The following is a 13,274-nucleotide window of genomic DNA, read 5'->3' as shown; positions in this document are numbered from 1 at the left end:
ATGAGTCCGAGACAAAAAGATTTTTTACGGGAGATCACAGGGCACAAGATGCGCTTTTTCTCCCTGGTGGCCCTGGTGCTTTTAGGGGTCTTTGTCCTCGTGGGGCTTACGGTGACGGGGCCCGTCATTCGCCGCACCGTGGCCGACACCCTGGCGAAGTCCAATGCCTACGACCTGCGCCTGTCCGTCAGCGACGGCCTCAAGGACGAGGATCTGCGCCTGATTAACGATCTGGACGGCGTGCGCGAGAAGGAATATTTCCACACGGGCTATCTGACCACCAAGGAATTAAAGACCGTCTATCTGTCGTCCCTGCCGAAGCGGATCAGCAAGCCCGTCTTAAAGGAAGGCCGCCTGCCCCGGGCGAAGGACGAAATTTTGCTGGACCCCACCCTGAAAGACAGCTACAAGCTGGGGGACGTGGTGGTCTTCGATAAGGAAGAGGATCCCTTCGACGAGGACGCTCCCGCCATGATGGAGGGCTACAAATATAAGGTGGTGGGCTTTGCCACGAGTCCGATCTTTTTAGACAAGAGCGACAAGGGCACCACGGCTAAGGGCGACAAGATCGACGGCTACGGCTACGTCCTGCCCTCGGCCTTTAAGGATCCGACCATCACCGAAGTGCACTTTCTCTTCGACGATTTAAAGGGCGTTGCCGTTTACAGCGACGATTTTAAGGCGTTAAATGCCGCCCACAAAAAGGAGCTGCGCCTTTTGTTTAAGGACCGGGGCGAGGCCCGGCTGGACGCTCTTTTGGCGGACAAGCGCGACGATATTCGCAAAGGGGAAGAGGACATTCAAGAGGGCTACGACGAGCTGGACCGCGGAAAGGAAAAGCTCGACGAAGGAGAAAGGAAGCTGGACGACGGCGCCCGCACCCTTCGGGACAATCGCGCCCGCTTTAATCTCGCCATTCGTCAAGGAGAAGGCCGTCTGGCCGATTCCCGAAAGAAGCTGGCCCAGGCGCGCAAGAGCGTGCTCTTTCAAGAGGATCAGCTGTCGGCGGGAGAAAAGGCCTTTTTAGACGGCAAAAACGCCATCGCCGCCGCCATGGCGGAGATTCAGGCCAAGGAAAACGAGGCCCGAGGCGGCATCGCCCGGGCGGATACGGCCATGGATCAGATTTTAAGAGAGCAGGCGGCTCTGGAGGAAGCGAAGCAAAAGCTTGAGGCAGGCGACGTGCCCGAGGTGCGCTTCCCCGATCTGCCCGAGCTGCCCTATTCCTACGGGGAAATCGCCGAGGCGCAAAGAGCCGTAGCGGCCGCCGAAGCCGAGCGCCCGAATAAAGAGGCGGCGGTGAAGGAAAAAGCCGCGGCGGTGAGCGAGGCTCGAGGGGCCTATGATACGGCCAAGAGTGCCCTTGCCGGGCTGGGTATCGACGGCGATGCCATCGGCGCACGGATCGCCGCCTTAGACCAATCCATCGCTGCGTGGAAGCAGGAAAAAACACAACCCGGCGCCGACGTGGCCGCTTTGGATGCAAAAATCAGCGGTGCGGAAAGCGAAAAAGCGACCCTGCAGGCGAAGCTCAACGATTCCGCCTATCTTGCGGCGAAAAGTGCCGTGGCTGAAAAGAAAAAAGCCCTGGACGCCGCGTCCGGCGCCCTGGCCGCGGCGAAGTCCGATCTGGCTCAAACGGAAGCCTCAGCCGGCCGTGCAGCGAAAAAAATCCGTCGCCAGGCTCAGGTACAAGCCACCCGCGAGGCCATGGCGGAAAAGATTCGAACGCAGCAAGAGGCCATTCGCAGACAAAAAGAAGCCCTACAAGCCGCAAAAAGAGATTTGGCTGAAAAAGAAGCCCTGCTTTTGAGCAAGAAGGAAGAGACGAAAGCGGGTCGTGCCAAGGCCGAGGAAGGGCTGAGGGCCATCGAAGCGCACAAGGCCGAGCTCCGGTCGAAGGAAGCGGAGCTGGATGAAAAAGAAAAGACCCTGGTTCAAGGCAAGGCCGCCATTCTCGCCGCCAAGGATCAATTAAAAGAGGGGGAAGCGGGCTACGAGGCCGGCACCAAGGAGCTGGCTCAGAAAAAAGCCGAGGGCGAGACGAAGCTTGACGCCGCCTACGACGAGCTTATGACCGGTCGAAAGGACTTGGACGAGGCCAGGGCCACCTACGAAAAGAAGCGGGATGACGCCCTAAAGGATTTGGTCAAGGGCCAAGAGGACGTGGACCGGGCCAAGGAAATCCTGACGATATTGAAAAAGCCCGAGTATAAAATCACTCCCGTCAACGAAGAAATGCGCACCTTCGTCTTTTTGGACTACGGCAATCGGGTAGACAAGCTTTCCGCCGTCTTTCCCGTCTTTCTCTTTGCCATCGCCATGCTCCTCTCCTCCACGGTGATGAATCGCATGGTAGACGACGACCGCATGATTATCGGCACCTACAAGGCCCTGGGCTATTCCAACGGTGCCACCCGACAAAAGTATTTGCGCTTCGGCACCTTGGCCGCACTAATCGGCGGCATTCCCGGCGCCTTTTTAGGAAATTACGTACTGAGCCGGGTCATCGCCGACGGCTATTTGGCCAGCGGCATCTTCGACAAGCTGTCCATTTCCCTGTATCCCGTGCAAATTCTAGTCGCCATCGTCATCGGCATGGTGGCCACGGGCCTGGTGGCCTATGTCAGCGTGGCGCGCAGCTTGAGGCTGAAAACCGCCGCCCTCCTCATGCCCAAGCCGCCGGCCAAGGGCACGCGGATTTTCCTCGAACACTTTAAAGGCCTGTGGAGCCGCATGTCCTTCTTCCAAAAGGTCACGGCCAGGAATCTTTTCCGCGACAAAAAGCGCATGGCCATGACCATCGTCGGCGTCATGGGCTGCGTGGCCCTCTTGGTCCTGGGCTTCGGGATTCGCACCTCCGTGGACGGCTTGGTGGAAAAACAATTCGACGTACTGAACCGGTACGACCACATTATTTTCTACGAGCCCCTTTTGAATAAAAAGGATCACAAGGTCTACGAGGAAAAAATCGCCAAGGACAAAAACATTCGTGCCAAGGCATCGGCCTATGTGGAAAGCGTCACCGTGGATGACGAGGGCTATATCGATCAGCCCGTCACCATGATCGTGCCCGAAAATGAAAAGGAACTGAAAAAACTCATTACCCTGAGAAATCGGAAGACCGGCAAGGACATTCCCTTAAAGGGTGCGGTGATTACGGAAAAGCTCGCCGTCATTAAAGGAGTGAAGGTGGGAGACAGCATCCGCGTCAAGGATGCCGACGATAAGGCTTACGACGTACCCGTCGCCGCCATCGCCGAAGCCTACGCCGGCCACTCTATGTATATGGACGAGGCGAGCTACGAAAAAATCTTCCACAAAGCCTATAAGACCAATGCCGATTTGGTAGAAACCAAGGGAGTCGACGTGTCGTACTACAAGGACTTCGATTCCGTCGTGGCCTTTACCGGCATCGGCGACATGCGCGAAATGGTGGATGAAATCGCCGGCAACATTACCTTTATTGTCTTCGTCATCCTGGCCGCCTCCTCCACCTTGGCGGTGGTGGTCATCTCCACATTGACGAACATCAATATCGAAGAGCGTCGCCGGGAAATCTCCACCATACGGGTCCTGGGCTTCTATCCGAAGGAAGTAACCCGCTACATTTACAGAGAGACCGGCGTCTTGACCGCTGTAGGCATTCTTTTGGGCTTCGTCGTGGGCAAAGGCATGCACCTTATGGTCATTCGCGTGGTCGTGCCCGACTTCGCCATGCTGGACCCCAGCCTGGGTCTTTTAAACTATCTCTTGCCCGCCGTCATCACCTTGATCATTTCCGTGATCCTTATGGGCTATTTCCACAAAAAGCTTCAGGTCATCGACATGGTGGAAGCCTTGAAGAGCGTGGAATAATTTGACCGGCGGCTGCTGCAGTGATAGGATAGAAGGACAGAAAAAGGGCCGATGCGCCCTTTTTCATTTGTCTGAAAAAAACAGGAGGTGACCGATGGAAGAAAACAGAATGGGTTATGAGCCCATACCGCAGCTTTTAATGCGCATATCCCTGCCCATCGCCTTGTCCATGCTCGTCCAGGGCCTGTACAATATCGTGGACAGCATCTGGGTGTCGCGGGTGGGCGAAAAAGCCCTGGCCGCGGTGAGCGTGGCCTTTCCTCTGCAAATGCTCATTACCGCCTTTGCCATCGGCGTCGGCGTCGGCATGAACGCCCTTCTGAGCCGCCACCTGGGAGCGAAAAACTTTCGGGAAGCCAATCTCTGCGCCCAACACGGCCTGCTTCTGAGCATGATTGTGGCCCTGATCTTTGCCCTTTTCGGCACCATGGCCTCGCCGCAGCTCGTCGCCATGCAAACCGCCGATCCCGAAATCATAAAGGCAGGGGTGCGCTACCTAAACATCTGCTTCCTATTCAGCATCGGCATCTGCGGCCAAATCTGCATGGAGCGGCTCCTGCAGTCCACGGGCCTTGCCCTTTACAGCATGTACACGCAGCTCTTCGGCGCCGTCCTCAACATCATCCTGGATCCCTTCCTTATATTCGGCTGGGGCTTTTTCCCGGAAATGGGCGTCACCGGCGCGGCCATCGCCACGGTCACCGGACAAATCCTCGCCTTCTTCTTCGGCCTCTATTTAAATATGAAGCGGAACAGGGAAGTCAATCTGAGGCAAGATCGCTTCCATATAAACGGAGCCATCGTCAAAGGCATTTTAGCCGTGGGCATTCCCTCGGCCATTATGATATCCGTCAACTCCGTCTCCATCTTTCTCATCAACGCCATCCTCGCCGTCTTCGGCGCCGCCGCCGTGGTGGCTCTGGGCATCTATTACAAAGTTCAAAGCTTCATCTTTATGCCTATCTTCGGCGTGAACAACGGCCTCGTGCCCATTATCGCCTACAACTACGGCGCCGGGCATCGGGAGAGGATTTACGAAGTCATCAAGCTGTCCTACAAAGTGGCCCTGATCTTTATGGGCCTGGGCTTTCTCATCTTCCAAATCTTCCCTGCACAGCTCATGGGCTTTTTCGATCCCTCGCCGGAACTTTTGTCCATCGGCGTCGTGGCCCTCAGGATCATTTCCATCTCCTTTATCTTCGCCGCCGTAAGCATCATCAGCTCCGGCATCTTTCAATCATTGGGAAACGGCATCCTCAGCATGATCGTCAACCTGGTTCGCCAGCTGATCCTTATCGTGCCCTTGGCCTATCTCTTCTCGAGAACCGGCGTCCTCACCTACGTGTGGCTTGCCTATCCCATTGCCGAGCTGATCGCCATGTTTATCGCCGTCGCCTTTATGAAAAAAGTCAACGACGAAGAAATCAAACCCATAGCGGAAAACGAATAGCCTTTTCAGTGCACCGAGCGGTGCACTTTTTTATATATAGAGAAAGCTTTTGACTGAAAGAAATTTCAATACCCTCGAAAAACCGCTGTTTACCTTTTTTCCGGGTTGTCGACTTCTTGACGGTCTCGACTCCTATTGCTATAATCACAATTGAGGTTGAAATCATCATCCGACAAAAACGATTTTTTCCCCGATCATATCCGCCTACGGATAGGACTCAGTATGTATGAAGGAGTTGTAGAAATGGGAAGACAGTTCAAGTATTTTCTGAAACAAGGCGTCGGCGCTCCCCCCGTCACCTGCGTTAAAAAAGGTGACGAAGTTAAGCGCGGCCAAGTAATTGCCGATTACGAACCGGAAAAATTAAGTGTACCGCTACACACATCCGTCACCGGCAAGGTTGTCGACGTTCAAGAAGATTACATCATCGTCGAACAAACCGATACATCCGACGATTACGTCAAATTGGAACCGGGCAAGGACGCTGCCGAAACCGTTCGTCGCGCTGGCATTTTAGGCATGGGCGGCGCAGGCTTCCCCGCTTACGTTAAATTAGGTACGGATTTACACAAGGGCGGCTTCATTCTTTGTAACGCAGCTGAATGCGAACCGATCCTCGAACACAACATGACCCAAATCATGGAAGAAACCGACGCTCTCTTAGACGGTATGCGTATCGCCATGGAAGCAACCGGTGCCGACAAGGGGATTATCGGTATTAAGTTAAAACACAAAGATGAAATTAAACATATTAACGGCATCTTAAAGGAAAAGGGCATTAAAGACATTCGCATCTTACCCCTTCGCAACATCTACCCCGTCGGGGAAGAACGTGCGCTGGTTCGCGATACCATCAATGTCTTGATTCCCCCGGGAGGACTCCCCGCAGAAGCCAACGCCGTGGTCTTTAACGTAGAAACCCTCTGCGCTATCGCTCACGCCGTCAACGACTTAAAGCCCTGTATCGATAAATACGTCACCATCGCCGGCAAGTTCAAGAAATTCAAGAACAAAGGGGACAAGGAAATTATTCACATTCCCTACGGCATGATGATCGACGACATTATCGAAGATTTCGGCGGCTTGGATGAGCCCATCGGCGAAATCTTAATCGGCGGACCCTACACCGGCCGTCGCAACAAAGAAAACAACGCTATCTACAAATTATACGGCGGCGTGACCGCAACGGAACCCTTTGAAAAGGCAAAAGGCCCCATGGGCATCATTCAATGTGCCTGCGGTCCCTGCAAGGAAAGATTGTATGAAATCGCGCAATCCTTAGGCCAAGAACCCATCGATTACCGCGTATGCAAGAATGCCGTCGAACAAAAGAACGGCACCTACAAGTGCAAAGACCCCGGAAACTGCCCGGGTCAAGCGGAACACATTTTGGCATTTAAGAAACAAGGCTGTGAATCCGTCCTCATCGGTCACTGCTCCGACTGCACCAACACGGTTATGGCATCGGCACCGAAGGCCGGTCTTGAAGTACACCACGCAACCGACACGCCCCTGAGAACCATGGGCCGTCCGTTGATCCGTTACTTCGACGAACACGTTCTTTAATTAAGTTTTATAAGAAAGGGAGGGGACTATGGGTATAGGTCCTTCGACAAAAGAGACTAGTTTACACCACTTCAGAGATCCGATGGTGGATGTTCTTGGTCAAGACACTGACATCGACTTTCAAGGCGTCATCATCGTAGGCACGCCCCAAGATAACGAAGACAAGTACTTCGTCGGCACCCGCGCCGCTTCTTGGATTGAAGGCATGCGCACCGACGGCGTCATCCTCTCCGCAGACGGTTGGGGCAACTCCCACGTGGACTTCGCCAATACCTGGGAAGAACTGGGTAAGCGGGGCATTCCCACTGTCGGCGTCACATTCCAAGGTAAACAAGCGTCGTTTGTCGTTAAAAACAAATACATGAACACGCTGGTGGATATTAACAAATCCGAACAAGGCATCGAGACGGAAGTCGTCGGCGAAAACAATGTCGACGAAATGGACGCTCGAAAAGCCGTGGCCCTCTTGAAATTAAAAATTCGAAAAGAAGGTCGCAAGTAAATCAAATGAGAGCCCGACCGCGCGTCGGGTTCTTTTTTGTGCCCTTGAATCGTAAAGAAGAACAAATTATAATAATTAAAGAAGAACTTTAAGGCAAAAGGAGGAATTACCATGCCCTTTATTCACGTCGAATTAGTCGAAGGCCGCTCGGACGAAGCCAAGGCAAAGATCGCAAAGGAAATTGTGGAATCGGTCCACAAACACGCCGGCGCACCGAAGGAACACATTCACGTGGTCTTTCAAGATATGAAGCGCAGCGATTACTACAACGAAGCATAAGGCGAGGCGAATCGCATCGCAAGAAAAGAATCGGGCAGCTGCCCGATTTTTTTGTGGGAAAAACAAAAAAAGACGCCCGCAGGCGTCTTGTGCGATAATTTACTTGTCGCTTTATCTGTGCTCTTTTCTGATCCGCTCGTCGGCGAGAAGCCGGCGGATTAAGAGGATGATAAGGGCCAAACCGGCGACGGCGAAAGCTCCTCGAACGATTAAAACGAGTAAACCGAATCCAACCAACATACTATCCCTCCTTGTATGAAAGTTATTACCTATTTTGTGAAATTCAGTCTTGATGATTTTTCCTTTGCTCTTTTCTGTCCCGCTCGTCGGCGGAAAGCCGGCGGATCAAGAGGATGACGAGGCAAAGAACGAGGGCGAGGGCGATAAAGCCCGCCATTAAAACGAAAATCTTCATTAGTGCCTCCTTGTAAAAAATGGGACCTTTCGTAAAAGAAATGATATCTTTCATTCATTATACTCCCGGTTGTCGGGGGGTGGCAATAGAAGATTCCCTTAGGCCTTGATGCGCTTGCCGTCTTTAAAGACGGTGATTTGCTCCCGGTCCATTTCTTCCAAGAGCTCCACGGCGTATTTCCGCGAGGTGTCCAGGACGTTGCGGAAATCCCCGAGCTTCAGCTCGCCGGCCTCGTCGATCATGGCGAGAGCCGTATCTACGGCCTTATCCCAATAGTCTTTGTGGACATAGCCGGAAGGCAGGGCGATGAGGGCGCCGGTTTCCGTCATAAATTTTAAAATCTGTTCGTATTTCTTGCCGATGCGCTTCAGATCGTCGCCTGTGGCGCCTTCGTAGCCGCCGCGCTTGGCGATGGTTTCCGCCGATTCCCACTGCTTTTCCTGTTCCGGGGTGAGGGTGGCGGTAAATCCCGTCTCTTCCACGCGCATGCCGTGGTCCACCAGGCGCTTTTGATCGTAGAAGGTGCGGATAAAGGCTTCGATAAGCTTGTCGTCCTTGGCGTGTTCCGTCTCCGTCAGCTGTTGACGAAAGGCCTGCTTGGGCATGCCCGTTTCCAGGGGAAATTCCTCGTGGTAGCGGGACAGGATGGCACGTGCGTTTTCAAAGACGCCTTCGATGACGTCCTTGTGGGCGCAGATCTCGTCGGTGAGGGGCACCGCGGTCTTGTCCGCCAAAAGCTTTTCCATGGCCTCATCCCAGCGGGCCTTTGTAAAGCCCAAGGACAGGGCGAGGGCCCGGTCTGAAAGGTAGCGGTAGCGGTTTTCCTCCAGGGCCAGGGCCACGCGGGTGGTATCGTCCGCCTCTTCTTTTTGCTTGAGCACCTCCACCACCTCGGGGTCACGCCGCTTGTGGCGCTTGGGCCGAATCTCCAGGACCCGCCCCCCGGCGATGCTGATGACCGGGGAGAAGAAGCGCAGCACAAAGGGATCGCCGGTGCGCAGGGGAATGGGCTCTTCCATGCGCAGCTGGCCGTAGGCTTTTTCGCCGGGATTCAATTCGTCGATGCCGAAGAGAATGATGCGGGCGATGACTTCGCCGCTGCCGTAGTTCATGTGGACGCGGGAGGAGTTTTCCATGACCCGGTCCGTGGAGTCGAACATGGTAACGGCCACATCCACCTGCTCCGTGACGGGGAGGGAGTCCTTCGGCGCCAGGACGTCGCCGATTTCGATATCGTCTTTTTTCAGGGTCAGATTCAAGGCCACTCGCTGCCCGCCGTAAGCGGCATCCACGTCTTTGGAGTGGACCTGTATGGAGCGGACCGTGGTTTCTTTCATGGCGGGGTAGAGCATGAGGAGGTCGCCTTTTTCGATGCAGCCTTCCACCAAGGTGCCGGTAATGACCGTGCCGTGGCCTGCCACGGAAAAGACCCGGTCGATGGGCAAACGGGCCAGGGCCTTTTCGTGATCCGGCTCTTCGCAAGTTTCCGCCATATCCAAAAGGGTTTCCTTTAACAAGTCGATGTTTTCACCGGTGTAGGCGGAGACGGAGATCAGGGGCGCATCCTCCAAAAAGCTTCCCTTCACCATGTCCCTTACTTCATCTTCGATGAGGGGTACCAGTTCCTTGTCCACCAAGTCGATTTTCGTGAGGACCACGATGCCTTTTTCCACGCCGAGAGCCTTGACGATTTCAAAGTGCTCCCGGGTTTGGGGCATAATGCCTTCTTCGGCGGACACCAGAAGCAGGACCAAGTCCACGCCGCCGATGCCGGTGAGCATGTTGTGGACGAATTTTTCGTGGCCGGGCACGTCGATAATGCCGATGTCCAGATCCCGATCGTTTTTCAGGGTGCTGTAGCCCGGGTTAATGGTAATGCCACGCTTTTGTTCTTCCTTTAATGTATCCAGATCCACGCCGGTCATGGCCTTGAGCAAGGTGGTCTTGCCGTGGTCCACGTGGCCGGCGGTTCCGACGATGACGTTTTTCATAAAATCACCTCAGCTGTGAAAAGGCGTCCAAGATACGCGCCCGGTCTCCCTCCTGCAAGGTGCGGGGGTCGAGTAGCACGCGGTCTTTGGCGATGCGGGCGATAATGGGGATCTCCCAATGGCGAAGGGCCTCTTCGATTTCCGCCGCGCTCTTTTCGGGATGGGCGAGGGAGGTGACGAAGGTGTCCAGGTATTCGCCGGGGCAGGAGCCGCCGCCGATTTGGCTGCGGTCGGCATCCACTTTCGTGTCATAGCCCATGGCCTTTAATTCCTCGGCCAGGGAAGCGGCTTCGGCTTTTATCGCCTTCACGGGCTTGGTAATCATGGCGAGGACGGGAATTTCTTTTCGCGCCGTCATGGGATTGCGGTAGCTTTCCATGGTAGCTTCCAATGCGGCAAAGCTCATTTTGTCCATGCGCACCACCCGCGCCAGGGGATGGCGCTTCATGCGGGCGATGTATTCCTTCTTGCCGATGGCGATCCCCGCCTGGGGTCCGCCTAAAAGCTTGTCGCCGCTGAAAAGCACCAGATCCGCCCCGGCCTTTAAGGCGTCTGCCACCGTGGGCTCGTCGATGCCCACGTCATTCAATTCGTGCATAAGGCCGCTGCCCAAATCGTAGATAAAGGGCAGGCCCCGCTTGTGGGCAATGTCCCGAAGCTCTTCCAAGCTCGGCTCTTCCGTAAAGCCCACGATTTTAAAATTGCTGCGGTGGACCTTTAAGATCACCTGAGCGTCTTCCGCATCGGCCGCCCGCTCGTAGTCGTAGGCGTGAACCTTGTTGGTGGTACCGATTTCCATCAAACGCGCGCCGGAAAGCTCGATGATTTCAGGCACGCGGAATGAGCCGCCGATTTCCACCAGCTCGCCTCGGCTGACTACCACGCCGCCGCCGTCGGTTAAGGCGCTGATGGCGAGGAGCACCGCCGAGGCGTTGTTGTTTACCACCATGGCATCCTCCGCGCCGGTAATGTCCTTCACCAGCTCCTGTAAAATGCTGTGGCGACTGCCCCGCTTGCCGGCGTCGATGTCGTATTCCAAATTGGCGTAGGAGGCCGTGAGCTTATCCACATTATCGATGGCACGGCGGCTCAAAAGGGAGCGGCCCAGGTTCGTATGCAAAATGACGCCGGTTGCGTTAATGACCGGGCGCAACTTCGGCGTCATTTGCCGCTCAATTTGATTGTCAATCCGTCGATGGATTTCTTCCATAGACGCCAATGCGGCGCAGGCAGCCTCGTCTTCTGCCGCCTTAATGTCCGAGCGAATGCCCTCCAGGGCAAGCCGCACCGCATCTTTTAAGGCCACGGGATCTTTTTCCGAGGCCTTTAAGCTTTCAAGCACGTCGTTGACCTGAGGCAATTGCCGGAGGAACGTGGATTTTTCTTTCATGGTTAATTTCATGGATTACTCCGCCTTTTCATGGATGTATTGTTTGAACTCCTGTGCCGGAAGGGACAGGGCTGTGTTCTTATTCCATACCATATAAAAATCTCGCGTCATGTGCAACTCTTTAATCTTAAAAATTAAGTAATTTCTCGCCTCGTAATTTTCGTAGGCGGAGATTTTTGAAATGACGGAAATGCCCAAGCCGTTCTCCACGCACTTTTTAATGGATTCGATGTGGGTGAGCAGGGCACTCATGCCCCATTGGTAGGAGGAGTAGCCCAGCTTTTCCACTTCCTTTTCGAATTGGCGCCGGGTGGCGGAGCCTTCTTCACGCCAAATGAAATTTTCGCCGATGATTTCCTTAATACTGATGGACTTATCCATTTTATACATGGACGTGTATTTTTCGTTTTTCGGACAGATTAAGACCAAGGGATCCGTGAGCACCTTCTCCGAGCCCAAGGCGGCGTTGGGTTTTTTCCCTAAAAAGCCCAAATCTCCTTGGCCCGCCAGCAAATTGTTTTCCACGATGTCGCTGTCCGATTGATCGATAAAAAAGCGCACAAAGGGATGCTCCTCGCGAAAGCCGATCAAATGACCGGGGAGCCAAGACTCGCCGATAACGGAAGAGACCTGCATGGACAAGACGCCGGCTACATCCTCCCGCACTTCCTTTTTTAATTCGCGCAGGGCCTCGTCCCGCGTGTTAATCATGTCCACGGCGTAGCTGTAAAGCTTTTTGCCCTCTTCCGTCAAAATGGCCTCGCCGCGATTGCGATTGATTAGAATCACGCCCAGTTCCTTTTCCAAGCTGATGACGTGGGCGCTAATCGTCGGTTGCGTCAAAAAGGCCGCATCCGCCGCCCGCGAAAAGCTCTTATATTTCACCACATTGACAAAAGCGTTGATCTGTTTAAAATCCATACATTCCTCCCGGTCGTCTTATTGCCGTACCCTAGCCGGCCTTGAATGATAGAATAGAAGACTGCAGCAAGTCTCATAATTTATCTATAAAGCTATTTTATCACAGATTTTATTTTATAGTACCTTATCGTTATTTCAAATAACGGAATGACACCTATAAATAATGCCTTTCGGCTTAGGGGAAAAGAAAAAAACCGAGAGGAAGAGCACAACACGGGGAGAAAGCTTTTTAGGGAAAACGCAATGAAAATAAAATTGATTTTCCTGAAGATTATAAGGCTTGAATAAAGTATTTAAGCAGATATTTTCGACAAATCGTCATTTGACCTCCTATTTTAATGTTGCTATAATCAATCCGACGGCGGGAAAAATTCCGTTTCCGGTCGGAACCGTTCAAGAACGGGCCATGTCGGCCCGATGAAATTATTAAAGGAGGCAACTATGTCTATTACTCAAGAAACTGCAATGCAACACAAGGATGATCCGGCAGTAACCTGCTGCCGCTTCGAAGCCGGTGCACTGGTCGAAGCATCTATCTTAGAGGATCCCAATATCTTCCCCGACCTGGAAGATTCCGGTCTCTTGGAAATCACCGACGAAACCTTAACCATCGGCGAAGTCCTCGGCGCAAAATTAAAAGAAACCGTGGACTCCCTTACGCCCTTGACCAAGGATCTCTTGGAAGACCTGCCTGAAGCAGGCGCTGCAGAGGAAGCGGTCGTGGTCGATGAAGACGGTGCACAAGAAGCTATGGAAATCACCCCGGTTCCCGCAGGCGCACAACCCGTGGTTACCGGATACGCCACATTAAAGATCGCCAAGGGCGAAAACATCGAAATTTCCTTCCCGGTCTACGGTTGATTCCAAATCAGAGTCAATAGATCAAATTTGTGAGCTGATTT

Annotated in this window: 10 protein-coding genes and 1 pseudogene; 6 read left to right on the top strand and 5 right to left on the bottom strand. The window is 53.7% G+C overall.

Annotation, left to right across the window (positions count from 1 at the left end; translation table 11 throughout):
* The 5 genes and pseudogenes from BQ7397_RS08715 to BQ7397_RS08695 all read left to right on the top strand — a co-directional run.
* Positions 1-3,858, top strand: a complete 3,858-nt coding sequence (locus tag BQ7397_RS08715) for an ABC transporter permease (protein WP_077075679.1) — start codon at positions 1-3, stop codon at positions 3,856-3,858.
* 94 nt (positions 3,859-3,952) lie between these two features.
* Positions 3,953-5,308 carry an MATE family efflux transporter gene (locus BQ7397_RS08710; RefSeq protein ID WP_077075678.1) on the top strand — a complete coding sequence of 452 codons (1,356 nt, stop codon included), beginning with the start codon at positions 3,953-3,955 and terminating at the stop codon, positions 5,306-5,308.
* Positions 5,309-5,551: 243 nt separating this feature from the next.
* Positions 5,552-6,874 (top strand): proline reductase-associated electron transfer protein PrdC, encoded by a 1,323-nt coding sequence (gene prdC, locus BQ7397_RS08705; protein WP_077075677.1) that lies wholly within the window; start codon positions 5,552-5,554, stop codon positions 6,872-6,874.
* Positions 6,875-6,902: 28 nt separating this feature from the next.
* Complete coding sequence (locus BQ7397_RS08700; RefSeq protein ID WP_077075676.1) at positions 6,903-7,376, top strand: glycine/sarcosine/betaine reductase component B subunit; 474 nt, start codon at positions 6,903-6,905, stop codon at positions 7,374-7,376.
* A 96-nt stretch (positions 7,377-7,472) separates the two neighbouring features.
* Positions 7,473-7,655, top strand: a pseudogene (locus BQ7397_RS08695) (2-hydroxymuconate tautomerase); the annotation flags it as partial.
* A gap of 111 nt (positions 7,656-7,766) precedes the next feature.
* Here BQ7397_RS08695 and BQ7397_RS09470 read toward each other — a convergent pair.
* The 5 genes from BQ7397_RS09470 to BQ7397_RS08675 form a co-directional block, all read right to left on the bottom strand.
* A complete protein-coding gene (locus BQ7397_RS09470; protein WP_268801921.1) occupies positions 7,767-7,895 on the bottom strand; it encodes a hypothetical protein in 129 nt (42 codons plus the stop codon).
* 43 nt (positions 7,896-7,938) lie between these two features.
* A complete protein-coding gene (locus BQ7397_RS09465) occupies positions 7,939-8,070 on the bottom strand; it encodes a hypothetical protein (RefSeq protein ID WP_268801920.1) in 132 nt (43 codons plus the stop codon).
* A 98-nt stretch (positions 8,071-8,168) separates the two neighbouring features.
* A complete protein-coding gene (selB, locus tag BQ7397_RS08685; protein ID WP_077075673.1) occupies positions 8,169-10,061 on the bottom strand; it encodes a selenocysteine-specific translation elongation factor in 1,893 nt (630 codons plus the stop codon).
* A gap of 4 nt (positions 10,062-10,065) precedes the next feature.
* Positions 10,066-11,463, bottom strand: coding sequence for an L-seryl-tRNA(Sec) selenium transferase (gene selA, locus BQ7397_RS08680; RefSeq protein WP_200801217.1), 1,398 nt, complete (start codon positions 11,461-11,463; stop codon positions 10,066-10,068).
* A 3-nt stretch (positions 11,464-11,466) separates the two neighbouring features.
* Positions 11,467-12,372 (bottom strand): selenium metabolism-associated LysR family transcriptional regulator, encoded by a 906-nt coding sequence (locus BQ7397_RS08675; protein WP_077075672.1) that lies wholly within the window; start codon positions 12,370-12,372, stop codon positions 11,467-11,469.
* Positions 12,373-12,813: 441 nt separating this feature from the next.
* On the opposite strand from BQ7397_RS08675, the gene BQ7397_RS08670 reads away from it, so the two are divergent.
* Complete coding sequence (locus BQ7397_RS08670; protein WP_077075671.1) at positions 12,814-13,233, top strand: hypothetical protein; 420 nt, start codon at positions 12,814-12,816, stop codon at positions 13,231-13,233.
* Positions 13,234-13,274 lie beyond the last annotated feature (41 nt).

This window comes from Aedoeadaptatus urinae (genome assembly GCF_900155585.1).
Lineage (GTDB): Bacteria > Bacillota > Clostridia > Tissierellales > Peptoniphilaceae > Aedoeadaptatus > Aedoeadaptatus urinae.
The sequence above is the reverse complement of the archived record's forward strand: the minus strand, read 5'-3'. Positions and strand labels throughout refer to the sequence as shown.

Excerpts from the sequence above, each read along its gene's own strand:
- BQ7397_RS08675 (WP_077075672.1), bottom strand. The coding sequence starts at position 12,372 with ATGGATTTTAAACAGATCAACGCTTTTGTCAATGTGGTGAAATATAAG.
- BQ7397_RS09465 (WP_268801920.1), bottom strand. The coding sequence starts at position 8,070 with ATGAAGATTTTCGTTTTAATGGCGGGCTTTATCGCCCTCGCCCTCGTT.
- BQ7397_RS08700 (WP_077075676.1), top strand. The coding sequence starts at position 6,903 with ATGGGTATAGGTCCTTCGACAAAAGAGACTAGTTTACACCACTTCAGA.
- BQ7397_RS08710 (WP_077075678.1), top strand. The coding sequence starts at position 3,953 with ATGGAAGAAAACAGAATGGGTTATGAGCCCATACCGCAGCTTTTAATG.
- BQ7397_RS08715 (WP_077075679.1), top strand. The coding sequence starts at position 1 with ATGAGTCCGAGACAAAAAGATTTTTTACGGGAGATCACAGGGCACAAG.
- BQ7397_RS08670 (WP_077075671.1), top strand. The coding sequence starts at position 12,814 with ATGTCTATTACTCAAGAAACTGCAATGCAACACAAGGATGATCCGGCA.
- BQ7397_RS09470 (WP_268801921.1), bottom strand. The coding sequence starts at position 7,895 with ATGTTGGTTGGATTCGGTTTACTCGTTTTAATCGTTCGAGGAGCTTTC.
- selA (WP_200801217.1), bottom strand. The coding sequence starts at position 11,463 with ATGAAATTAACCATGAAAGAAAAATCCACGTTCCTCCGGCAATTGCCT.
- selB (WP_077075673.1), bottom strand. The coding sequence starts at position 10,061 with ATGAAAAACGTCATCGTCGGAACCGCCGGCCACGTGGACCACGGCAAG.
- prdC (WP_077075677.1), top strand. The coding sequence starts at position 5,552 with ATGGGAAGACAGTTCAAGTATTTTCTGAAACAAGGCGTCGGCGCTCCC.